Origin of the sequence: Streptomyces sp. McG3 (assembly GCF_018619185.1) — a bacterium.
Lineage (GTDB): Bacteria > Actinomycetota > Actinomycetes > Streptomycetales > Streptomycetaceae > Streptomyces.
Window position 1 is genome coordinate 1 of the sequence record NZ_JAAXYC010000018.1, and the last position, 22,679, is coordinate 22,679.

The window sequence follows — 22,679 nt, forward strand, 5'->3', positions numbered from 1 at the left end:
GAGCTGGGCGATGCGGCGCAGGCGCCAGACCAGGACGTGAGTCACGTCTGCGGCGGTGCCGAGTTCGCGCATGTCGATGGCCTGTCGCAGGAGAGCCTCGGGGTCGTGGCCTGCCTGCTCGGCCTGGGCGAGGGTGGCGGCCAGGGCGTCGGTCTTCACCGGTACACCGTCTTCTCGTACGCCGTGGTTCGGTAGAGCGGCGCGGATGGTGGTCTCGTACGTCCGGCGTTGGGCATCGGGAAGGGCGCGGCCTTGCTCGTGCAGCGTTCGCATCGGGGTGGCGGCGGCCTGTCGGTAGGCGGTGCGCAGGTGCTCGGCGGTCTGCCGGGAGGCGTGGGCCTGCTGGGCGTTTCCCCGGGCGGAGTGCCAGTGGGCGGCGGCGAGGGTGACCAGGACCAGGGTGGAGAGGAGCATGGCGGTGGTGCCGCCGTCCTCGCCCCGGCCGAGCGCACCGCCGGCCCGGATGATTCCTCGGGCGGCGGAGCGGAGCGCTCGGGTGTCGGCGCGTTCCGCTTGGACGTGGCTGCGGGTCGCCCGTTCGAAGGTTCGGGCGGCGGCAGCCAGCTCGGTGCGGGTCGCGGCCGGGGAGGTCTGAGCGACGGCGTCGAGGAGTTCTCCGACGCCGACGAGCTGGGCGGCGGCTTCTCCGTCGTCACCGTGGTCGAGGAGGACGGTGGCACGTTCGGCGATGCCGGTGGCGCTGCGTCGTTCTCGGGCAGGCGGGGACGAGTCCGCCCGTCCGCCGGAGACCGGGACCGCAGTCTGTTCGACGGTGCCGTCGGCCAGCCGACGACGAACCCTGGGGAGGGAAAGGTCGGGGGCCAGTTTGGAGCCGGGGTACCAGACCGGTTCGGCGTTGCGGTTGCGGTCGCCGGGCAGGGCGACGTTGTAGCCGAGCGCGTCGCCGGATGGGGCGTGACGGACCTTCACCCGTAGGCCGGCCTCGTGGAGACGGGTGAAGAACTCCTTCTCATCCTCAGCTCCGGCGAGGGCCCGGCGTACGGCTTCGCGGAGCGCCTCCCGGGGGGTTTCGGGGCGGCCGGTGCGTTCGGCTTTGAACTTCTCGGCGCTGGTGGGGTTCTTCGCTGCGGTGCCGTCTCCGGCGTTGAGGCGGCGCAGGCCCATTTCCTTTTCGATGCGGCGGCATTCGGCCTGGGCCTTGTTGAAGTCGTAGTTCAGGCGTGGGTTGCGCAGGTCTCCTCGGACGAGGGTGGCGACGATGTGGATGTGGTCTGCCGCGTGGCGTACGGCGATCCACCGGCAGCCGTCGAGGTCTCCGGCCGGTGCGATGCCGGTGGCGTGGACGATGCGCTGGGCGACGGCGTTCCACTCCTCGTCGGAGAACCGCCGGTCCCCGGGGGCGGTGCGGACCGAGCAGTGCCAGACGTGCTTGGCGGGCGCTCGGTCTCCGGCCTGCTTGACCCGCAGGTCGAGGGCGGCGGTGAGCCGGGCGAGGGTGACCTTCGGATCGGGGTCGAGGCCGGTGTCGCGGCCGGGGTCGGGGGCGAAGCCGTCCCACGAGCCGACGAGGTGCGCGTCGGTGTGCTCCTCGCGCCGTCCGGGGCCGTACAGGTAGACGAGCAGGCCGTGGGTCCGGGAGCCGCGTCCGATGTCGGGAACCATCACAGCCGCCTGTTCACCAAGTTGTTCGCCGCGTCGTCGACGCGGGCGAGGAGTCGGAGGAGTGTGCTCAGCGCGTGGTCGAGTTCGCCGGGGCGGGGCTGCCCGCCGGCATTGAGGACGTAGGCGATCTGGTTGATGTTGTTGCCGATTCGAGCCAAGGCCGTTCGTAGGGACGCGAGTTCGTCTATGGCCGTGTCCCAGCGTTCGTTGGTGTGCAGGGCGGTCGAACCGCGGGCGGCTGCGAGGCCGGCACCAGCGAGGAAGCGGGCGACGGTGATGCCGCGCTGCGCGGCAGCGTCGGCGATCTCGGCCTTCTCGGTGTCAGAGAGGCGGGTCGTCGTCTTACGGGTGCGCTCGCTGGCGTTGCGGGTGCGGCGGCGCGGTTTACGGTCGGGGAAGGCGGGCGTGCTCGGGCTCGGCAGCGCACGCTGGTCGTCGCACTCGGCTTCTCCCCCCGTGACCGGCGCCCCCTGGTGCCGGTTGCCCGGCTGGTCCCCGTGCGCCCTCGCTCGGGGACCAGCCGGGCTTCCCCCGCCCCTCTGGGCGGGGGCAAGTGCGTACGACGGGCCGTAGGACCGTCGTACGCGATAGCTTGCTCCGCCAGGAGCCGTGGTGGGGTCACGCTGCTGCCCAGCCGTGACCACCGCCGGGTCGTCGGAGGTCACCGGCTCGTCTCCGGGTCCTGCTGCTGGATTTCGTGGACGAGGTCCGCGATCCAGTCCATGGCCAGGACCGGGTGGTGCAGGGTCCAAGGGCGGTCGTGCTGCTCGCGTTGCACGATCCAGGTGGTGTCGGGTCCGGACTGGGCGCGGTGGAGGTGGCCGCGCTGGTGCAGGACGGTCAGCCAGGAGTCGACTTCGGCGGGGGTGGCCGGGTGAGTGCGCATCGGGTGTACTCCGCTTTTGCTCTGGGGGGGGAAGGTGGGGCGGGTGTGCGGAGCGGGTGACCGGCCGGGGTGACCAGCTCGGTCACCCGCTCCGTGGTGTCCGATCAGGTTCGGGCGGAGCTGACCGGCTGTCCGTTCTGCTTGCGGAGCTGGGCCATCAGGGTGGTCAGGGTGTCGCTGGAGAGCGTCATCTGCTGGTCTCGGATTGCCTGGCCGACCACCTTGCGGGTCAGCTTGCCCTCGGCCCTGACCGCTGACCGAGCGATCTTCAGTAGCTCCTCGGTGTCCTGGTCGGATCGCCGGTCACCGGCCGTCCGGGCCCGCCGGTCAGTGACCGACGGGGCGGTGACCGACGGAGTGACCGGCAGGGCGGTGGCCGACCCCCGGCTGTCCTCGTCGCCGGTCGCCGAGGTGGTGTCGTCGGGGCGGTCAGTGACCGGGCGCGCGGTGTCCGGCTGTCCGGGCAGGTCAGCGGCCTCGTGCGGCTGACTCCGGTCACCGGTGACCGGGGCGCTGCTGTCCGCCGGAGCCCTGCCCCCGCTCAGCGACCGGGGGGCGGAGACCGGCTTGTCCAGGGAGAGCGGCTGCCGGTCGGTCCGGGCGGTGACCGGCTGACCGGCCTCCGGCTGCTGACCGACCCGGTCGGTCCGGGTGACCTCTGCGCCGTCGCTCCGGTTGGCCTGACCGAGGTGACCGGCCTGACCGAGGTCCTCGCGGTCACTGTCCTTGACCGGCCCCCGGGCGATGAGGATGTAGAGGTGGACGGCTCCGGCCAGGGCCAGCGGGGCGATGGTGGACAGCACCGCGACCACGGTGTCCCCGAGCCGGAGGCCGGTGCCGGCGACCGCGTCCTGGTTGATCCGCACCGCGTGGAGCGCGTTGGCCCAGATGCTGGCGGCGGTGGCCGTGCCGACGAGCGTCCAGACATAGAGCCGGGCGCGCAGCGGGGCGTCGCGCAGGACCAGGAGTGCGCGGACGCCGTAAGCGATGAACCCGTCGATCACCAGCGGGAAGACGAAGGTCAACAGCCCCCGGACGTGGATGGCGACCGCCATCTGCTGGAGGGCGTCGTACGACAGCGCGCACCCCGCGCCGCCCAAGGCGATGACCACCGCGCGGTCCCAGGCGGATATGTGCGCCGCCGTCAGCGTGCTCGTGGTGGTCATGCCGCCGTCCCGAAGTCGTCGCGGACCGGGTGCTCACCGTCGACCTCAGGTGACAGGGTGGTCTCCTTGGGCTGGTTCAGGGTTCGGTTGCGCTCGGCCCGGCGGATCTCGCGGTATCGCTTCTTGGCGTGCTCCTCGGTGACCTTCAGAAGCCAGGCCAGGCGCTGCTCGCTCACCCCGTGGCGGTAGGCAGCGTGCTCGACCGCGCGGCGCTCTGTATGGGTGAGGTGCACGTCGCGCCCGGCGATGGTGGCGTTGACGCGGCTGTAGTCGAGGCGGCTGGGGAGCTTCTCGTGCAGCGGCCCGCGCTCCTCCTCCGTCAGGCCGCCTCGGATCCCGTCTGTGTCACCCGCTTCGAGAGCGGTGTCCAGGCAGGTTCGGCGGACCGGGCACTGGCCGCACAGGGCCTTGGCCGTGGCGATCTTGGCAGTCTCGTCGGGTTCGGGGAAGAAGACTTCGGGGTCTACCGGGTTGTACTCGGTGCTCTGGCAGACGGCGTCGGCCTGCCAGGTCTGGTCACCGAGCTGGCGGTGGCGGACAGGGCTGTTCGTCGTGCTGGTCATGCGGGTTGCTCCGATCGCTCTCCGCCCGCGGGGGCGTCGGCGGAGAGGTGCGCTGGTCGGGAAGTTGCTCGTAGCGGCGCGCAGAGGGGCGCGGCCCGGACGTGGTGACCTGCGGCAGGTCAGGCTGCTGCGCGGTAGCGTCTGCGGTCCAGCGGCTCGAACTCGACCCGGGTGGTCATCTCCGCGAGTCGAGAGGCGACGCGGTCACCGAGGTAGGAGCGGAGGTCCTTGATCGCCAGGTTGGTGGTGATCAGGGTCGGGAGCATGAGGTTGTACCGGCGGTTTATCAACCTGTACGTGATCTCCTCGACCCACTCGCTGGCCTTGGCCGCGCCGAGGTCGTCGATGATCAGGAGCGGGCACCGGCTGACGGCCGCCAGCTCCCGCTCGCTGTCGACCCCGGGCCGGGGGCGGAGATCGGCGTAGAGGTCGGCGGCGGTGGTCGCGCGCCAGCGCACGCCGACCCCGCTCTCCACCAGCGCTCGGACCGCGCCGTACGCCTGGTGCGTCTTGCCCGCGCCGACGACTCCGGCCATCAGGAGACTGGGCCCGGTGGTGACCTGCCGCCGGGCTCCCCGGCTGGGGGCGACGGCCGCCTCGGTGACCTTCCGTACCCAGCCCAGGACCATCGGGTGGTCGGCGACGGCCGACTGGTAGCGCGGGGGCATCCCGGCCAGGAGGGCGTCGAGCGGGGAGTACGGCTCGGGGTCGTCGGGGAGCGCGGCGGCGGCCGGGGCGATATTGCGGGCGGCCAGGATCAGGGCCATGCGCTCCAGGGTGCCTTCGTTGCCGAGGAGCTGCGGTTCGCGGTGACGGGTGTGCATCACAGCTCCTCGGCGTAGGCGGCGGAAGCGTTGGCCGGGTTGGTCCACGCCTGGTGGGCGGGCACGTTGGGCCGGATTCCCGGCCGCGCCAAACCGCCGGGGCGCGCGTTCATCGCCTCGTTGACCATGCTGGTCAGCACGCTCGGGTGCTTCGGGTTGGCCGCGAAGTTCGCCAGACCGGCCCGGATGTGCCCCGGAGCGATGCCCTCGTCCAGGAGCTTCTTGGTGATCCGCCCGAGGTGTCCGATCACGTCGTTCGGGGGGCGCTGGTCGCACCCGGCGACGTACTCGCCGACAAGGTCCTTGGCGGAGACGCCGACTGCGGGCGCTGTGCGCCCCGTAGGGACAAGAGATCCAGGATCCAAGATCCTAGATCCAGGCGCCGAGCCTTCGGAGAGGCTTCGGGGAAGGTTCGGGGAGCCCTCGGAGAATCCCGTCTGGCCTGCACTCTTGGCACCAGCTCGCCCCGCTGTGCCGATCGCGCCGTCGGCAGCCTCCTGCCGGTCGGCGACGGACTCGTCTGCGCGGCCCGACGTCTGCGAGGCGGGTACGGCAGGCAGATCGAGGGCTCGGGGAGACCTCCCGGAGGTCTCGGCGAGCCCTCGCGGAGTCGTGGCCGACCCCTCGGTCCGCCGGGAGCACGAGCCCTTGCACGGTGCGCACCGGTCGGCAGCCTGGTGCTGCGGGCACGAGGGCAGGCGTGACTGGCTCGGCTTGTCGATCTTCTGGTGCTCGGACCAGGTCACGATGTGGAGGTAGCGGCGACCGTCGCATCCGGTATATCGGCAGATCAGACCGGCGTTCGCGAGCTGGTGAAGGTCGTCCTCGACGTGGACGGAGGTGTGCTCGGCGCGCAGAGGCCAGAGGAGCCCCGCGATGATCGCGGCGTTGTCCCGGTGGCGACCATGGTCGTCGGCCTGGGTGAGCATACCGAAGAAGGTCCTCTCGGCCGCCACGGTCACTTCGGCGAGCGACTCGGAGGTAAACGCCTCCGGCTTGACGGTTCGGATCCGGGCCATGTCAGCGGCCCCGCTCGGCGGCGACCGAGTCGCTGCGGGTGAGGGTGGCGTCGGCGAGGCGGAAGGTGTGCGGGCGGGCCCAGTCCTCGCCCGGCCAGACCCCCAGGATCCAGCGGGCTGCGACCCTGGATGTCGTCCGGCCCAGCTCCATCGAGCGACCAGCCTCGTCCTGCACGATCGTGTGCGGGTGGGGCCACACCTGCGCCGGGTCGGTGAGGCTGACCCGGATAGTGGCTGCGCCCGGGATCATGTCGGCGAGTTGGGCGGCGAGACGGTGTCGGCGGCGGGTGTCCGGGCAGGCCGGGATTCCGCTCGGCATGGCAGGCATGCGATACTCCGTGGTTTGTAGGAGCGCGGTGCGGTGGTTCTCGTGCAAAAGCCCCGCCGCCCGCGAGATGTGAATCGGCGCCCTTCGGGGTGCCGGCCCGGCGCTTGGGAGCTGGTAACTCCCGGGCGCCGGTTCTTCGTTGCTTCGTCGTGTTACGGGCCGTCGGCGTGCATCCCCCGCCCCCTCCTTGACCCGCGTTCGGTCGGCACCCCCTCTTGCCGGGCACGCCGAAGGAGGTGTTCTCCTCCTCAGCCTCACGCCCTCGGCAGGCACGCAGCCTGGCCGGGAGGGATGCACGGCACCCCGTTTTTCGGTAGTCTGAAGCTATCCCGGTTCGCGCGAAAGGTCAACGAGCCGATAGTTCTTCGACTCGCACGAAAAAGAGGTCTCGATGCCAGCTCGCCACTTCGACAGAACAGTGGTGCGCGCCGTACGGCGGGCTGCCGAGATCCCGCAGGCTGGAGTGGGCGCTGCGGTCAGCGCTGCGGAGTCAACCGTGGCCGGGTGGGAGGCGGGATCAAGCACTCCGGATCAGGAGAAGCTGCCGGGCATCGCACGTGTACTCGGGAAGCCTCTGGATGAGCTGTTCCCCCGTGAGGGCTCGCCCGACCTGACGGACTTGCGATGCGACGCGGGCCTCTACCGGTACGAGGTGGCGAGGTTCATCGAGACTAAGAGTGACGGCCCGGTGGCGGCGGCCGAGAGCGGCGTGCGGCGGCTCAAGCCGAAGTACGTGGCGAAGCTGGCAGCGGCGTACGGCGTATCGGAGAAGGCGCTGGAGCAAGCTCAGGAGCGCTCGTTCGGAAACGTCGCCGAAGAGGCCGGGGACAAGAGCGTCGCAGCCGCCGAGGCCGAGGAGCATCCCCGCGCTCTCGGGGAGAAGATCAGCTTCCTTCTGAAACACTCCTACCCGGCGGGCGCAGTTCCAGGGGATGAAGAAATCGCGGCGGCGGTGAACCGGCATGCAGGGGCAGAGGTTGTCACGGCCGAGGAGGTCGAGGCCCTCCGAGCACGTGCCGGTGACGCCGACGGCCCGGACCCCGTTGTCCTGGAGGGCCTTGCCGAGTTCTTCGGCGTCGAGCGCATGTACTTCGAGCCGGACGAGGCCGTCGCCCGTCAGGTGTACCAGGGGATTCGTGTGTTGCTCGCATCCCGGAACGGGACGATCGGACGGGTTCGGGCTCGTGGCCTCGGCCCGGAGGGTCTGTCGCCCGAGGTTCTCTCGCTCCTGACGGACCTGCAGGCCGAGTTCGAGAAACAGGTCGGCTCCACGGACGACGAGTAGGGCCCTGCCCTCCGGGCCTCTGGAGGCTCCAGAGGGCAGGGCTCGGTCGGCCTCGACTACTCGGCTGGTGTGTTCAGTTCGTGTCGCCGACCGGAGGCGAATACAGCCGTGATGTTCTTGAGGGCGTCGAGATCCGAGAGCGGGTCTCCCTCGACGGCGATGAGATCCGCGCGGTAGCCCGGAGCGATGCGGCCGGTTGTGGAGCCGAGCCCGAGGGCCGTGGCTGCTGCGGTCGTCGCCATGTTGATGATCTCGGCGTTCGCCAGACCGAGGTGGGCGTAGAACGACAGGGCCGGCACCAGGCCGTTGAAGGTGGCACGCTGCACTCCGGCGTCCGTGCCGGCGATCAGCTTCACACCCGCGTCTGCCATCTGGCGTACCAGGTCGAACATCCCGGCGGCTCGCTCCTCGCCGAAGATCGCAGGGAGCATTCGCCAGTGGGGGCTCACCGCAGGGCAGACGGTGATGCCACGGTCGATGACCTGCTGCACCACGTCCCGGCGAAAGTCGAGGCCGTCGCCGGTCATCCACGTGCAGTGCTCGATGGTGTCCACTCCGGCCTCCACGGCTGCGGTGATGCCGTCGGCTCCGTGCGCGTGGGCCGCGACGGGGACGCCTGCCGCGTGAGCCTCATCTACGAGAAGTCGCAGTTCCGCTGCGGAGAACTGGGATTCGTGGCTTGCGGGCCCGCCCCGGGTGAGCCCGCCGCCAGTGACCATGCATTTGATGACCCCAGCGCCTCGTTCGAGGTTGAGGCGGATGAGAGCGCGGATCTCCGCTTCGCCCGAGACCTCACCGCCGAGGAAGTGGCAGTGCCCGCCGGGGGTAGTCAGGGGCGTGCTTGCGGAGACGATCCTCGGGCCCGGCGTGCGCTGGTCGGCAATTTCCGTATCCAGGCGAAGTGCCAGTCCGTTCCGGTCTCCGAGGTCACGGGCCGTAGTGACGCCGCTGAGCAGCAGTTCCTCCGCGCGGCGGCGCATGTCCGCGAGCAGGGCCTCATCAGTCGAGTCCTGGAGGGCGGACACCGGGTCGGGGCCCCCGTCGAAGACGAGGTGTACGTGGGCGTCGATCAAGCCGGGCAGAAGGGTGCCGTCGAACACCGACCGCGGCACGTCGGCGGCGGTCTGCTCCTCGATCTCCTTGCGCGGCCCCACAGCCACGATCGAGTCGCCCTCGATCAGGACGGCGCCGTCGTCCAGATACGTGCCCGTGTCGACGAGCACGCGTCGTCCGCTAATCAGCATGGTGCCTCCTTGATCGTGAGGGGGGTCGCGCGGTCTGTCACCAGCGCGTCGGACACCGCAATCAGTTGTTTCACATCTGCCGCTCGATCGCTCCCCAGCGTCATGGCGAGGGGGACCGCCCGGCGGGGCACGGGGGCCCCTTCCTTGACCCGGGCAGAAGCCCGCCGTAGCCGAGCTGCCAGCTCATCCGAGTCGACATCGGGCGCTGTGATGCCGGTGCCGTCTACCAGGAGGTACGGGCTGATAGCGACCAGGCCGTCTCGGATCTCCACGATGCGGCGGTGGTAGCGGCGGTGGACTCCCCGAGCGCGTCGTCGGTCGTGGGCGGACGAGGACGCCGGCGGCAGAACGTTGTCGGGGAACGCCTCGGCCAACAACTCCCAGAGGGCGGCGAGGCGGCGGTAATCACGTCGGTGCTGGAGCCAGAGTTTCGAAGAAGATATCCGGGCGCGGACCCCCGAGTAGGTGATCCCGGCCGTGAACAGAAGGATGGATGCGACCAACAGGAACGCGACCGCAGCCATCAGACGCTGGGGTACCTCGATGTCCGTCCAGCGGACGGCCACGATGACAGCCCTGATCGCGCAGGCCACGGCCATCGCGCCCAGACCAACAGCCGCCATCCACAGTCCTGTTGCGTGGGGGCGACGGGACATTCGGGCGTAGGTGCGGGTCCACCTGGCGGCGAGGCCCAGGACGTACGTCAGGTAACACCCGGCTCCGCCGTAGAAGACAGCGATCTGCGGAACCGTCATGTCCGCGGTGCTGAAACTGCCGGCGAAGACCTGGTGCGGCACCGATACGGCAGCCAGGGTGATGACCACCACGACGGCCACGACGGCGACCGCCTCCTTGTTCGCCCTGCGACGGCTCGCCTCCTCGTCAGCCGCAGAGTAGAGGTAGAAGCACATCAGGAAGTACATCGAGACGATCAGCAGCACGTTCTGGACCAACTTCGCCGCCCCGTGCCCCGCAACCGTGTCGACGCCGGTCGCGCCTCCCGGCATAGCGATGGGGTAGGAAAGCGTGGCGCAGAGGAGGCAGAGAGTCACCGACCGCAAAGGTGCGTCGTGGGGGGTTCGCCACAGCTTGTAGAGCTTCCAGGCAAGGGCGCCCACGAGCCCCAGGAGTAGCAGTTCCACGGGTTACAGCCATCCTCGCCGGTCTCCGAGGGCCGACTGCACACGCCGCAGAGACGGGTCCTCCGAGAGGGGCGTCGAGTCGTCCAGCACTGACGCCCATTCCAGGACGATCGTCGCCGCGAGTTCGACGGAGCACTCCTCGCCGTCGTCGTACGAGCAACGAAGCGCGACGCGCTTGATCGTCTTGGGGTCGAATACCGGGAGCATGGCGGCCCAGCCCTCCACGAGGACGGCCGACTCTTCTTCGGGATCGAGCGCGGGGGGCTGCTCCGCCGCTTCGGCCGGCGCCTGCTCGGCGTCCTCGGCCTCCGCCACGAGGATGTGCCCTATCTCGTGGAGCTTGATGTGATCTTGATGCAGGCGGGTCGTCTCCTGCTGGTACAAGATCACGTCGTAGTCGTCGTACTCGACCCACATCCCCGTCGGTCCTGGCTTCGGCAGCGGTGCCTCCCGCAGGTAGAGGGGCCGACCACGCCGACGGCTGAGCGCCTTGCACAACTCCTCCACGTCCAGCGGCGGATGAATACCGAGGTCTCGAAGTTCCCGACGTAGGAAGCGATGCAGGTCCTTTTCCACCGCCCGACGGCGGCCCGGTCCTCTTCGGGGCTCTCCGCCCCGGGTCGGCCCCGTGGGCTCAGTGCGAAGGATCTTCCCAGACCACATGACAAATCCCTTCTACCGTTTAGCTCCCCCCGAGCTAGGCGCGACCGCGCCGCTGACTCTCAGTTCCCTCCGCGTTGGCCCGGCGAGCGGAGTTGCCCTTCGGCTGCATCCAGCGCGACACCGCCGCAGCCCAGCAGGGGCCTAAACCGCATCGACGCATCATGTCGCTCTAGCGAATGAGCAATGCATTCGCCACTCGCCTCGCCGAAACTTCGGGAACTTCTTGGACAGTACGCGAAAGGCTAAGCAGAGATTGACCGAAAACTCAGCAGCGGTCGGTTCAGCGAACGCACTCGCACTTCTGGACAAACTGCATAAAAAGCCCACGAGGGCATGTTGATCAACCCCCTGACGTGCACTTTCCCCTGTCGCTGCCAAGGCTGCGCCCCCAGAGGCCGATCGGCCACCCCGTCGTCAATCCGAGATACGTCACACCAAAACCCGACATGCGGTCGGTTACAAATAACGCAAATCTCCCAAGCGATCACACGCAGATAGCTTCACTATCAGACATAAGGGTTTAATCGGGCCAAACGCTCGAACGGACGTGATCCAGCCAGCCTCTTGACCTCGATGGGCGGCCCGGAAGGAAGCGTCAGACGATCGACCCACCGCCCGATGTTCCGCCGAACACCGCCGACCCGCCCGTTATCAGTCGCAAACTTCGCCGAGTGGAGGCTCGTGAGCGCGAAGGTGCGCGGCGGCCGTCCCACGGTCTCGACTGCGGAAGATGCACGGAGGCTCACGCTTCTTCCGCCTCTATGAACCTTCGCGCCTGTCGACGCAGGTCAGCCCAGCCGGTCATCCGCCCGGATCGCGCCACCCAGTAGGGGTGTGCCGCCAGGCGGGCCGAGAGGTATCGCAGCCTCGACCTGGCCGCCCACCCCAGGGGAGCCCGTTGCCCGTCGATCAGCTCGGCATACGTCCGCTCCCAGTCCGCTTGAAGGAGTACCAGGTCACGAGGGAAGGGGGGAGGTGCCATACATCCATTAGGCCATTTGTTCGATTTTTGCGGCAAGCGCGACTACCCGACCGTGGCGATTCGAGAGCGTCAGAAGACCGGCGGTCGCCCGGCCGTCGTGAGCCGGAGCACGGTTCGCCAGGACATGGGCTGCCTCGGTCCCTGCCCACCGGCGAGCCCTTCGCGGAAGCCGGCGAGCGTGACGCGGAGGGCTTGTCGGTCACGGATGCGCCACAGGGTGATCAGGCTCCAGGTCGCGAGGTTGAAGGGGACGAGGAGGCGGGGCAGGTTGCGGCGGGCGACCCAGACGCGGTTGCGGGCGTTGAGCCGGTAGAAGGTCTCGTGCCGGGCCGGGTTGGTGGCGGGGTGGTGGACGACGATGTCGGGCAGGTACCGGCCGGTGCAGCCCAGGTTCCACAGCCGCCAGGCCAGTTCGACGCCTTCGTGGAAGAGGAAGAAGTCTCCGGGCCAGCCGCCGGCTCGGTCGTAGGCGTCGCGGCGGACCATGACGACGCCCTCGGCCATGACGGTGACGATGCCGGGCCGGGTGGGGTCCGAGGCCCGGAGGCGGGGTACCCAGCGGCGGAGGGTCTCACCGGTCACCGGATCGCTGATGCGCGGCTGTACGTACGCGAGCTGGGGGTCGCGGTGGAGTTCGGCGATGAGCCGGGCGAGGGTGTCGGTGTCGGGCAGGTGGGCGTCGTTGTCGAAGAAGAAGAGGTAATCGCCCTTGACGTTGTCGGCCCCTACGTTGCGGCCCTCGGGGATGCCGACGTTCTCGGGCAGCGTGACAGTGCGGACGCCTGCGGGGATCTGTTCGGGTTCGCAGCCGTTGCCGACCACGACGACGTCGAGGTCGATGCCTTCCTGCGCGAGGAGCGAGGCCATGGCCCGGGGGAATTCTTCGGGCCGGTCGTTCATGGTCAGGACGACCGCGCCGACCGTGGGACGCGAGGCGCCGGTGCTCACAAGGGTGCCCTTCTGCTTCTGTTCACGAGGAGTTCAACCCTAGTGTTCGCCGAGGGTCGGCGTGACGCTGTCGAGGCGTGGAGCGCTTGCGCCGCTGCCGCCAGCGCCGTGTGGAGGGCGTGTTCGGTGTCCGGCGAGTGCTGGCGCGGGCGGCGGTCGACGAGGGAGTCCGCGATGGCGAGGACGGTGGCGACGGCGACCGTACGGCAGTGGCCCACGGCGAAGACCGCGGCGGCTTCCATGTCGGCGGCGAGGATGCCTTCGGCTCCGTACCGGGTGACTTCTGCCGCCGTTTCGCGATACGGGGCGTCCGTGGTCCAGATCGGCCCGCGCGTGACCGGTAGGTCGTACGAGGCCAGCGCTTCGGTCAGGTGCTGGGTGAGGGCGGGCGAGGGTGAGGCCGTACGGCCGGGCGGGAGGTAGTGGTGGGAGAGCCCTTCGTCGCGCAGCGCGGTCGCACCTACGACGAGGGCGCCGGGGCCGAGGTTGTGCTGGAGGGAGGCGGCGGTGCCGACGGTGATGACCCGCCGGGCGCCGAGCGCGGCGAGCTGTTCGACGACGAGGCCGGCGGCCGGGGCGCCGAGGCCGAAGCCACCGCACAGGGCGAATCTGTGGCCCTGGCCCTCGACCAGGTGCAGGCCGCCGCGCACCCAGCCCGGCCGGGGGCTGGTGCGGTACGTTCGGAGAGCGTGTTCCAGCAGCCGCCCCTGGTAGAGGAGGACCGCCCCGTCGAACGCGGAGAGGTCCGCATCAGGGTCGGTGGTCCGGACGTACGCGGCGTGCTCGGCCGGGTCGGGTACGGCGGGCAGGGCGTGCTTGCCCGGGTGGAGAGGGAAGCCGTTCACCCGAGGGTGCTCTCGCGCTCGTAGAGGGCGGTGGCCAGTTGCTGCTCGGCGGTGGTGTTGACGTGATTGAGGGTGTGCCAGGGCAGGACGGGCTCGTCCATGTGCCGCAGGTGGCGGTCGTACGACAGGCCGCGTCGGGCGAGGGCCGCGACGAGTTGGTCCTTGGTCACCGTGTTCAGGTCGATGTTCGCGTCGTAGAGGTCTTCCAGGACCAGTCCGATCCGGCGGTCGCCGCGTGAGCAGATGACTTCGAGGTGCATGTGGCTGGCGCCGAGGTCGAGGACCCGGAAGTGCTGGTCGAACTTCTCGTCGCCGACGAGGTCGCGCAGGCGGCCCTCGATCTGGGCGGTGTAGGTGTGGACGAGGTCGGGGTCGCTCATCCGCAGGCGCTGGCTGGCGGTGCCGGGCTTGGGCATGAACTGGTGGAGCTTGACGATCACCGTGCCGTCGGGGTGCCCGAGCCGGTCCAGGACGTCCTGGGCGTAGTCGGCGATGGCGAGGCGGTCCGCGTCGCGCTCGCCCGGTGCGCCGATGATGAAATAGAGCATAACGGTGTTGACGTCCCTGCTCTTGCGGCACAGTTCGATGGCGTTGTCGACGCGTTCGCGGCGCTGGGTCTTGCCGTACATCGCGACGAGGTCCGGGGAGGCCCACTCGGGGGCAATGGTGATGATGCCCCGGGCCTGGTCCAGGTTCAGTTCGGTGAACAGGTGCCCGAACTCTTCGAGTTCGGTGACCGACTCCAGGTAGTCCGCGGTGAGTTCGTCCGCCCGGGTGGAGCCGATGATGGTGGTCACCGTCTCCCCTTCGGCCGCCGCCCGGCGGGCGTAAGCGCTGATGTGGTCCAGGAGTTCGCGGCGGTGGCGGTACTGGGTGAACGTGGGCGAGCTGATGATGATCCGCCGGACCTTCTGCGCTTCGAGGCGGTCGACGTAGTCCTTGAGCATGCCGATGGGCGCGTGGCGGAACGGGGGGACGCCAAGGTTGCAGAAGTCGCAGGAGTGCCGGCAGCCGAGGGTGGGGTGGATGCCGGCGGCAGTGCCGTCGCTCTTGGGGTAGACGAAGTGGGCGGGGTGCAGCTCACGTACGGGAAGGTAGGCAGGGCTGGCCTTCGCGGGGACGGTGAGCTTCTTCGGGGTGACCGCGGCCACGCCGCCGCCGGGCAGGTACTCGCAGGTGTACAGCGACGGTACGTACAGGCCGGTGATGCGGGCCAGCTTCTCGTACAGGCTGACGCCGCTTCCGGGCTCCTCGCGGTGGGCGTGGGCGACGCGCAGCAGTTCGAGCAGGGACTCTTCGGCTTCGCCGAGGGCGATGACGTCGAGGTAGTCGGCCATGGGCTCGGGGTCGGCGAGGCCGGAGTTGCCGCCGACGACGAGCGGGTGCACGCCGGGGATCCGGTCGGCGCTGCGGCGGGGCACTCCCGCGAGGTCGAGCTGCTGGAACACGGAGTGCAGGCTGCCGGAGTTGATGACCGAGACACCGATCACGTCCGCCGTGCCGACGGGTAACGGCGACTCGATGCTGCGGTAGACCTCCCCGTCCGGCGTGGTCACGCGGTTCCCCTCGCGGACCAGGCACTCGTAGTGCAGGGCACGCTCGGCGACGGCGGGGACGTCCTTCGTACGGTTGATGAGGTCGTGCAAGCCCATGGGGCCGTTGCCCATCAGGCTGAAGGCGTGGCCGTACGGGATCATGAAGACCATCCGCAGCAGCCCGTCGGGGTCCTTGGGTTCGTATGGGTCGACCAGGTGGATCTCGCGGTCGCGGATGCCGTCGATTTCGGCTCGGAGCTGGGACATCAGCCGTTCTCCTTGGCGGTGGCGGTGGCGGACTGGAGCTGGGCGACGTCGGAGGTGGCCCGGCGGACGGCGTCGCGGACCTGGGCCTCCTCGTCCTCGGTCATCTGCGGGTGGAGGCAGGGGCAGAGCAGGCGGGCGGCGAACTGCTCGGCGCGCGGGCAGCGCTGGCCGGCGGTGTGGGCGCGGATGAGGTCGTGGCCGAGGTAGGTGACCGGGTCGGAGACGATGCTGCCCACGCCGTACCGGTCGGCGAGCACGTCCATCAGCTCGTCGCGGCCCCGGCCCGCCCACGCTTCGGGGACCAGGAGGTTGTGCCGGTAGTAGAGGTGCAGGCCCTCGTCGAGCGTCGGAGGCAGGGTCAGCTCGGGAATGTCCCCGAGGGCCGCCGTACGCTCCTGAGCCCGGATGATCCGGGCGGCGTTCATCTCGTCCAGGCGCGCGAGCTGGATCAGCCCGACCGCGGCCTGGGCCTTGGTCAGCAGCTGGTTGGTGCCCCAGCCCGCGCGTCCGCCGTACGTCCGCAGCCCGCGCAGCCGCTCGGCCAGGACGTGGTCGTCGGTGGTGACCATGCCGCCCTGGCCGAAGGTGGTCATCAGCTTCTTCGACTCGAAGGAGAACACCGTCGCCCAGCCCTCGGACCCGACGCGGGCTCCGGACGGGGTCCGGCCGCCGCAGGCGCGGGCGGCGTCCACGATCACGACCGGCGGCCCGTGCACCGGGTGCGGGTGGCGGGCGGCCAGCTCGACGAAGCGGCCGATGTCGGCGCTCGCGCCGTTCCAGTGGGTGACCAGGATCGCCCTCGTCTGCGGGCCGATCCGCTGCTCGGTGTCGGCGAGGTCGAGGTTGAGGGTGATCGGGTCCGGCTCGGCCAGGACGAGTCGCCCGCCCTGCCCGATGACGGCGATGTGCGGTCCGACGAAGTTGATCGCGCAGGAGATCACCTCGTCCCCCGGTTTCAGCTCCAGGGCTCGGAGCACCATCTCCATCGCGGTGCCGCCTGAGTTGAACGCCAGGGCGTGACTCGCCCCGGTGTGCTGGGCGAAGGCGTTTTCGAAGCTGGTGACGTACTCGGCGCCGCGCCAGCCCGTACGCCAGCTCTCCGAACCGGAGACGACCATGCGGATGGCGTCGTGCTCGGCTCCCGTATACCAGCCGCCCTGGGCCGGCTCGAACGGGATCGTCAACGCTGCGGTGGTGCGGGGAACGGTGCTGCGATTGGTTGGCATCGGCGTTCTCCTCGTGCGGGTCAGGGAACGGGCGGGGGGATGACGCGGCCGGTGCACTCCAGGTCGTGGATCATCTGGACCTTGCGGGCGGCGGACGCGGTCGGGTCGAAGCGCCAGGTCAGCCACTCCTCGGCGAGCTGTTTGGCCAGGGCCAGGCCGATGATCCCGGCGCCGAAGGTGAGGACCTGGGCGTTGTTGGAGAGCACAGAGGCCCGCACGGACAGGGAGTCGTGGGCGGTGACGGCGCGGACGCCGGACACTTTGTTCGCCGTGACGGCCATTCCGAGGCCGGTGTGGCAGATGAGCAGGGCTCTGTCGACGGTGACCTCGGCGACGCGCCGGGCAGCCTCCTCGGCGATCTGCGGGTAGGCGCCTTCGGGGCGGAGGTGTACGCCGACGTCGAGTACGGACGCGACGAGGGGCTGCTTCCGCAGGTGCTCGGCGAGCGCGTCCTTGTACTCCTGGCCCGCACGATCGGCCCCGATGGCCAAGCGCAGGGTCGGCAGAGCGTCGGGCCCGGCACCGGGAAGGCGGTGGAGCGAGGTCACGGGAGCATTTCTTCGACGCCCGCGTTGCGGCTGCGGATGCGCGTCTGCGCGGTGTGCGGAGCCGTGACGACGGAGTTCTCGGGGACGGCGCGGATGGCGAGGGTGACGCCGCTGTCGATCTGGCTGCTGCGGCCGACGAGGATGCCGGGGCCGAGGCTGATGTTGTTCCCGGTTTGCACCTTGTCGCCGATGACCGCGCCGAACTGCGTGGTCCGGCACCGGTATGCACCGCCTTCGGTGCGCAGGCGGATCTCGCGGTCCGGCGCGGACATGTCGGCGCTCACCGCGATGGCGGCCACCGTTACCCCGGCCGACAGGTGCGCTCGGTTGCCGACGATGGTGCGGTTGATGCCGATGCGATGGCCCAGGACCGCCCCCTCGCCGACGAACGCGGAGGTGACCTCGCAGTTGAAGCCGACCGAGGCCCCGGCGCACAGCACGCTGCCCTTGCGTACGGTGGAGAACTCGTGCACCTTCACGTCCGGGCCGATGATGACGTCGTCCCCGACGATGGCCTGCGGGTGCACGTACGCCGTCGGGTGGATGCGCTTGTCGCCGAGCAGGGCGAGGGCCTCTTCGTGCAGCTCCGGCCACCGGGCGAGGAAGTCGGCCAGGTCGTAGGTGTGCAGGCGCCCGTACGGGGTGGAGGCGAGCTGTCCGTAGGCGGGCGCGGTGACGAATTTACCGAGCAGAAGGGGCTTCATGGTGGTCCGACTCTCCGTGAGTTGGTCGTGGTGGGAAGTCTTGGAGGGTTCCGCCCTCGTGAGACGGGACGACGCTCGATCCCAAGCGGCATAGCCGGGGCCGAACTCAATTCCTCTAGATGGGTGTTGTCTGTGACAGCCAGTCCGGGGCGGCCTGTGGCGTGGTCTGCAGCCACCGCACGTAGCGCTCCACCCCGTCCGCGAGCGGCACCTTCGGCGTCCAGCCCAGGACGTTCTCCATGCGGCGGACCGAGGCGTAGCCGCCGAGCGGGTCACCGGCTGGCAGGGGCGTCTCCAGGAGTTCGGTGTCCGGGTAGTGGGCCCGGACCAGCTCCGCGACGTCCCGGATGCTGGTGGCGATGCCGGTGCCGATGTTGATCGTCTCGTTGTGGGCCCCGGGGCTGACCAGCGCGCGCAGCGTGCCCTCGGCGATGTCCTCGACGTGGGTCAGGTCCCTGACCTGGCCACCGCCTCCGTTGAGGTGGAGTGGCAGGCCGAGCGAGGCGCGGGCGGCGAACCAGGCGACGACCCAGGAGTGGCTGTTCGGCTTGATCGTCTGCGGCTCCCCGTACACGGAGAAGTACCGCACGATGCTGTACGAGATGCCGACCTGGCCCAGCATGATGGCGGTCTGCTGCTCGCCCCACGCCTTCGTGGCGCCGTACACCGATACCGGGCGCATGGAGTCGAACTCGTGGAATTGACGCGGGATCCGCCCGTGGACGCTCTCCAGGAGCTGCCGCATGGCGATTAGGTCGCGGCTCTCCGTCTCCTCCGGTTCTCCGTCTCCGTAGACGCTGGCCGAGGAGACGAAGGCCATGCGGCGCACGCGGTGGCTCGCGGCGACGGCGTCCAGGACGGACTGGGTGCCGGCGATGTTGACGTCGATCGCGTCCGCCGGCTCCCGAGTGCAGGCGGCGACGTCCGCGAGGGCGGCGGCGTGGATGACGTAGTCCGATTCGGCGACCAGCTTCCGCACCAGGGCGGTCTCCCGTACGTCGCCGATCACCGTGTCCGGGTGGGTGGTGTCGACGCCGAACACGTCGGAGTAGACGTGCTCGGGGTAGGCGTTCATGTTGCACAGGGCGATCGGGCGGGCTCCGAGCTGCTGCAGCCGAGCCGTGATCCGGGAGCCGATGAGCCCCGCGCCGCCGGTCACCAGGACTGTGGCGCCGTTGAGTTCGGGCAGGGCGGAGCGGTTCTGCACGATGCCTCCTGAACGATTCGGGATGGAGCGCGATGGTCGGGCCGGTCGGCCGCCGACTCCGAGTCGACGGCCGACCGGGGCTCCGCGCGGCCTGAATCCGCAGCGGTGCCACGCCCCTCCGGTTTTCGTGCTCCGCAGGGATCATCTGCGGAGCCGGAGGGGCCCCTTCGGAAGGTCGCATCTGCCGGGCGGGGGGCGGGGCAGATACGACCGGGTCAAATGAGGAGGGGAAGGATCATGCTGGCCACCCACGTCGCGACCAGGCCGCTGAAGCCGAGAACCACGATCAGAAGTCCCAGGCCGCAGCCCGTGGCGTCGATCGTCTTGTGGTTGTTGCGGCGAGTCGTTCGGACGGGATGGCGGACAGCGTGACGTAGGAGGAAGCCCAGGCTGGGCGTCGTCACCGGCCTCGCCCCCACTTCGCTCCGAAGATCACGAGGAAGCCGAAGGCCACGACGACGATTAAGCCGATCATGATGCCGGCCACTACGCCACCATCGTGGCCCGGGTGAACGCCTCGTTCATGACCCGGGTGAACCGCTCGTCGGTCTCGTTGCCCAGGGCCTCAGCCGCACGGTGCTCGCCGAACCGCGCCCAGTAGGCGCGGGCAGCAGCGCTCTCCATCAACTTGTCCGCGTACAGGCACAGTTGCCGGTCGGTGACCAGGCCGAGCCTGAAACGGAGACTGAGCTGGCAGAACATCCGGTTGCCGGACAACATCGGCTGGTACTTCTCCGGCTCCACACCTTCGGGTGCCCAGTACGCGGCCTCCTTCTCATCGCTGGAGGCTCGCGACAGCCACTCGATCTGGATGAGCGAGAGCGCCAGGTCGTTGCGCTGCTTGTGCTGCCGGCTCCTCTGGACGAGCTGAGCGACGCCCACGGCGGCGATGGATGCGCCTGCCGCGAGCACGGCGGTACTGACCTTCATGTGCACTCCTTCGTTCGATCTCGGTTGGTCGCTCGGGCAGAGCGGAGTACAGGGGCGATGGGGGGTGGTGCCGCCGAGCCTCGATCGAGGAAGGGCGGCGGGTTTCGCTGCCGGGGCCCGCTCGTCTCCGCCTCAGACCCTCAGCTGGGGCGGAGACGAGCGGTCGGGCCGGTCGAGCCGGGTTGTTCAAGCCCGTATCGACCGGGGCGCGGAGGAGGCGCCGTTTCCTCAGTTCGCGGTCCTGCGTGACCGTGGAGCATGCGGACTCAGCTCCCTGGGAACCCCGGCTCGGACCGCGGTACGGCCTGCATCGGCAAGCGCGTACGGCGGAGTTCAGAAGGTCAGGTGCGGGCCGAGGTGCGCGGGTAGCCGGTGAGCACATCGGCGAGAACGCTGCTGTCCATGGTCACGACAGGGATGTGGTGGTCGGACACGCCCAGAGAAACCTCGTGCACCTCGACGCCGGTCACGGCGGGGAGGAGGCCGGCGGTGACATAGACGCGGTCGATTCGACTGTCGGGACCATGACTCGCACTGGAGTTGACGGTGCGGGCCAGCGCGGCCGGGTCTCCGCCCTCGGCCGTGGCCCAGTGGCGGGCGACGTCTTCGAGGCCCGCGGTACGGAGCGTGTGGTCCGGTTCGGTGTCAGGAACGCGGACACCATCGGGGCCTCGGCGCGAGCGGTGGAGACGGTGAGGCCGGTCCTGGATGGCGGAGAGGTCGGGCAGGGGCAGGTCGCCCGGTGCGCCCGGCTCCGGGTAACTGTTGCCGTCGCCGCCGTAGATGGCCGGCAGCACGTGGCGGCTGTCGTCAGGAGCCTGCCACCCCTTGTCGGCCCAAGTCGTCGTCCACTCGGCCTCCAGCTGGCGCTGCTCGGCGCTGGCGTAGGCGAAGTGAAAGCTGACCACGTTAAAGGGCGACGCGTCGGGTCCGGCCTCCGGGAACCTCAGGGTGATCGCGGTGGGCGGAAGCACGAAGTGCGGGCCTCGGTCGCCCGACCAGTCACGTACGAGGTTGAGACGCCGGGGGTTGAAGAGGATGGCGGTGCACGCCCCGGGGCCGAGGACGCCCTGCATGTCCAGCTCGCGGCACTGCTCGTTGAAGATCGTGTGTCCGCGCTCGTCGGCACGGAACATCTCCTGTCGGAGAACGATGTCCGGCTGGAGGCGACGCAGTGTCTCAGCGGCGGCCCGCCGAACTTCCGGATCACCTGCTCCGTTTCTCTCCAGGTTCCAGCAGACGAACCTCAGCTGTGCCATCGAATGCCTTTCAGGCGGTGTGCGGAATGGGGCCGGTTGAAGGTGAGCTGTTACGCCGCTGCGGTGAGGCCGTTCCGCCTGGGACGTTCGGCCTCTCCGGCCAAAAGCTGTGCCAGCGCCTGGGTGATGCCGAGGTCCGGCAGTTCGTTCTCCAGCCACCGGTACTGGCCGGCCGGGTTGAGGTCGACGAAGTACCACCTGCCGTGGTTGTCCACGAGGAGGTCGCTGGCCGTATAGGAGAGTCCGTAGCCCTGCACGAGCGCGTTCAGGGCGTCCTCGACCGGGGCGGGGAGGGTGATCGGCGTATAGGTCAGGGACTCGGGAGTGGCTCGCCAGTCCGTCCGGCCCACCGTGGTGTGCGCGTCGATCCGGACTGCGATAGTCCGGGTGCCGATGGTGTGGGCGCGCACGGCGTAGTCGGTGAGGACGCGGTGCTGGAGGTGGGTGATACCGGTCGCGACGGCGTCCAGGTCACTGTCCACCACCAGCGTGGTGTAGAGCGGGCGGACGTGATGGTCGTCCTCCGTGATCTGCGGGATGGTGAGCGTCTTGGTGACGATGCCGTCCGGGGCGCCGAGGTTGAACCGGCGAGCGCCGGACGGGAGGCTCCCGATCCAGGTGGCCGGTACGGTCAGCCCGGCCCGTTCAGCGGCAGCGACCACACCGGCCTTGATCTGTGCCCGGCGGATGTCCGACGGGTGGTTGACGTGCAGGCATTCCAAGGTGCCGAGCACTCCGGCCAGTCCGGCAAGCGCCTCCTGGGAGGCCCACTGCGTCTGCGCCTGGGGCATACCGTCGACCCAGACCCGTGGGGGCGTCGGGTGGCACCAGAACACGGACCGTACGTCGCACAGTTTAGTGACCCGGGACCTGACGGTGAGCGATCCCTGCCACCGGCCGCCGTCGCACCGCGCGCTCACGCTGACCGTGCGGCCCAGATCGGCGAGGTCGAAGCGGACGATGCGGACACCGAGGTCTTGGAGGGCCAACGTGACCGCGTCCCCGGTATCGGAATCCCGGTCGGTGATGACCAGGACGGTGTCGCCGTCGGTCCGGACCGGGCTCACGCCGCACCGTCCACATCGCTGACGACCCAGTCCCCGGGCCGCAGATGCGTGAAACTGACCCCAGTGTTGGATGCTCGGCACTGGTCGCTCTGGATCACCGGGCTTCCGTCGCGGTCAACGCGGACCTGAAGGCCGGCGTCGAAGCGCTCGCCCGGCAGCGGACGGGACAGGACCAGCGGCCGGGGCGCCCCGCTCACCTTCAAGGCCAACGGCAGCGGCAGTACGTGAGCGGCGTCGAGAACATCAGGTACGGGAATCACGGCAAGTCCTTCGTGGATGGTCAGCGGGTAGTGGGGCGGAGAAGTCGGTCCAGGTCGCCGACGGGCTCGTAGGTTGAGGGCGTGAACGTGTTGAGTGATGAGAAGCCACCGCAGAATTGCGCGGGCCCGGAGGCGGAGCACGGGGCTGCTGGCCAGGC

The 22,679-nt window shown here is 69.6% G+C and carries 24 protein-coding genes; 1 reads left to right on the forward strand and 23 read right to left on the reverse strand.

What is annotated here, in order from left to right; translation table 11 throughout:
- The 8 genes from HET64_RS05055 to HET64_RS05090 form a co-directional block, all read right to left on the reverse strand.
- On the reverse strand, positions 1–1,623 hold a 1,623-nt coding region (locus HET64_RS05055; protein WP_215102757.1), incomplete at its 3' end, for a relaxase/mobilization nuclease domain-containing protein.
- Positions 1,623–2,288, reverse strand: coding sequence for a MobC family plasmid mobilization relaxosome protein (locus HET64_RS39790; RefSeq protein ID WP_215102759.1), 666 nt, complete (start codon positions 2,286–2,288; stop codon positions 1,623–1,625). The genes HET64_RS39790 and HET64_RS05055, both read right to left, overlap by 1 nt.
- Positions 2,285–2,509 carry a hypothetical protein gene (locus tag HET64_RS05065; protein ID WP_030804596.1) on the reverse strand — a complete coding sequence of 75 codons (225 nt, stop codon included), beginning with the start codon at positions 2,507–2,509 and terminating at the stop codon, positions 2,285–2,287. Before HET64_RS05065 ends, HET64_RS39790 begins: the two co-directional genes overlap by 4 nt.
- A gap of 104 nt (positions 2,510–2,613) precedes the next feature.
- Positions 2,614–3,675, reverse strand: a complete 1,062-nt coding sequence (locus tag HET64_RS05070; RefSeq protein WP_215102761.1) for a DUF2637 domain-containing protein — start codon at positions 3,673–3,675, stop codon at positions 2,614–2,616.
- A complete protein-coding gene (locus HET64_RS05075; RefSeq protein WP_215102763.1) occupies positions 3,672–4,238 on the reverse strand; it encodes a WhiB family transcriptional regulator in 567 nt (188 codons plus the stop codon). Before HET64_RS05075 ends, HET64_RS05070 begins: the two co-directional genes overlap by 4 nt.
- A gap of 119 nt (positions 4,239–4,357) precedes the next feature.
- Positions 4,358–5,062 (reverse strand): ATP-binding protein, encoded by a 705-nt coding sequence (locus HET64_RS05080; protein WP_215102765.1) that lies wholly within the window; start codon positions 5,060–5,062, stop codon positions 4,358–4,360.
- Positions 5,062–6,081, reverse strand: coding sequence for a hypothetical protein (locus tag HET64_RS05085; protein WP_215102767.1), 1,020 nt, complete (start codon positions 6,079–6,081; stop codon positions 5,062–5,064). Before HET64_RS05085 ends, HET64_RS05080 begins: the two co-directional genes overlap by 1 nt.
- A gap of 1 nt (position 6,082) precedes the next feature.
- Positions 6,083–6,409, reverse strand: coding sequence for a transcriptional regulator (locus tag HET64_RS05090; protein WP_215102769.1), 327 nt, complete (start codon positions 6,407–6,409; stop codon positions 6,083–6,085).
- A gap of 391 nt (positions 6,410–6,800) precedes the next feature.
- Between HET64_RS05090 and HET64_RS05095 the strand changes: the two genes are divergently transcribed.
- Positions 6,801–7,694, forward strand: a complete 894-nt coding sequence (locus tag HET64_RS05095; RefSeq protein WP_215102771.1) for a helix-turn-helix transcriptional regulator — start codon at positions 6,801–6,803, stop codon at positions 7,692–7,694.
- 56 nt (positions 7,695–7,750) lie between these two features.
- Here the strand turns inward: HET64_RS05095 and HET64_RS05100 are convergent, their stop codons facing one another.
- The 15 genes from HET64_RS05100 to HET64_RS05170 all read right to left on the reverse strand — a co-directional run bounded on the left by HET64_RS05100 (position 7,751) and on the right by HET64_RS05170 (position 22,521).
- On the reverse strand, positions 7,751–8,938 hold the full coding sequence (locus tag HET64_RS05100; protein ID WP_215102773.1) for an amidohydrolase family protein: 1,188 nt from the start codon (positions 8,936–8,938) through the stop codon (positions 7,751–7,753).
- On the reverse strand, positions 8,932–10,080 hold the full coding sequence (locus tag HET64_RS05105; protein ID WP_215102774.1) for an MAB_1171c family putative transporter: 1,149 nt from the start codon (positions 10,078–10,080) through the stop codon (positions 8,932–8,934). Before HET64_RS05105 ends, HET64_RS05100 begins: the two co-directional genes overlap by 7 nt.
- Before the next feature lie 3 nt (positions 10,081–10,083).
- Positions 10,084–10,497, reverse strand: a complete 414-nt coding sequence (locus tag HET64_RS05110) for a hypothetical protein (RefSeq protein WP_251144800.1) — start codon at positions 10,495–10,497, stop codon at positions 10,084–10,086.
- Between the two features lie 1,297 nt (positions 10,498–11,794).
- Complete coding sequence (locus tag HET64_RS05115; protein WP_215102780.1) at positions 11,795–12,673, reverse strand: glycosyltransferase family 2 protein; 879 nt, start codon at positions 12,671–12,673, stop codon at positions 11,795–11,797.
- Positions 12,670–13,518, reverse strand: a complete 849-nt coding sequence (locus HET64_RS05120; RefSeq protein WP_308369810.1) for a nucleoside phosphorylase — start codon at positions 13,516–13,518, stop codon at positions 12,670–12,672. Before HET64_RS05120 ends, HET64_RS05115 begins: the two co-directional genes overlap by 4 nt.
- A complete protein-coding gene (locus HET64_RS05125) occupies positions 13,515–15,320 on the reverse strand; it encodes a radical SAM protein (protein ID WP_215102782.1) in 1,806 nt (601 codons plus the stop codon). Before HET64_RS05125 ends, HET64_RS05120 begins: the two co-directional genes overlap by 4 nt.
- The gene (locus tag HET64_RS05130) at positions 15,320–16,546 is read right to left on the reverse strand and encodes a DegT/DnrJ/EryC1/StrS aminotransferase family protein (protein ID WP_215102784.1); all 1,227 of its coding nucleotides are present in this window, start codon (positions 16,544–16,546) and stop codon (positions 15,320–15,322) included. Before HET64_RS05130 ends, HET64_RS05125 begins: the two co-directional genes overlap by 1 nt.
- A 20-nt stretch (positions 16,547–16,566) precedes the next feature.
- A complete protein-coding gene (locus HET64_RS05135; protein ID WP_215102786.1) occupies positions 16,567–17,094 on the reverse strand; it encodes an RpiB/LacA/LacB family sugar-phosphate isomerase in 528 nt (175 codons plus the stop codon).
- The gene (locus HET64_RS05140) at positions 17,091–17,798 is read right to left on the reverse strand and encodes a transferase (RefSeq protein WP_215102788.1); all 708 of its coding nucleotides are present in this window, start codon (positions 17,796–17,798) and stop codon (positions 17,091–17,093) included. Before HET64_RS05140 ends, HET64_RS05135 begins: the two co-directional genes overlap by 4 nt.
- A gap of 115 nt (positions 17,799–17,913) precedes the next feature.
- A complete protein-coding gene (locus HET64_RS05145) occupies positions 17,914–19,005 on the reverse strand; it encodes an NAD(P)-dependent oxidoreductase (RefSeq protein WP_215102790.1) in 1,092 nt (363 codons plus the stop codon).
- A gap of 215 nt (positions 19,006–19,220) precedes the next feature.
- Positions 19,221–19,409, reverse strand: coding sequence for a hypothetical protein (locus HET64_RS05150; protein WP_056705015.1), 189 nt, complete (start codon positions 19,407–19,409; stop codon positions 19,221–19,223).
- A gap of 82 nt (positions 19,410–19,491) precedes the next feature.
- A complete protein-coding gene (locus HET64_RS05155; protein WP_215102792.1) occupies positions 19,492–19,935 on the reverse strand; it encodes a DUF6082 family protein in 444 nt (147 codons plus the stop codon).
- A gap of 341 nt (positions 19,936–20,276) precedes the next feature.
- On the reverse strand, positions 20,277–21,194 hold the full coding sequence (locus HET64_RS05160; RefSeq protein WP_215102794.1) for an endonuclease/exonuclease/phosphatase family protein: 918 nt from the start codon (positions 21,192–21,194) through the stop codon (positions 20,277–20,279).
- Positions 21,195–21,244: 50 nt separating this feature from the next.
- Positions 21,245–22,261: an MvdC/MvdD family ATP grasp protein gene (locus HET64_RS05165; protein ID WP_215102796.1), complete on the reverse strand. Its 1,017-nt coding sequence runs from the start codon at positions 22,259–22,261 to the stop codon at positions 21,245–21,247.
- The gene (locus tag HET64_RS05170; protein WP_030717153.1) at positions 22,258–22,521 is read right to left on the reverse strand and encodes a hypothetical protein; all 264 of its coding nucleotides are present in this window, start codon (positions 22,519–22,521) and stop codon (positions 22,258–22,260) included. The genes HET64_RS05165 and HET64_RS05170 overlap by 4 nt, the downstream gene beginning before the upstream one ends.
- Between the last annotated feature and the right edge of the window lie 158 nt (positions 22,522–22,679).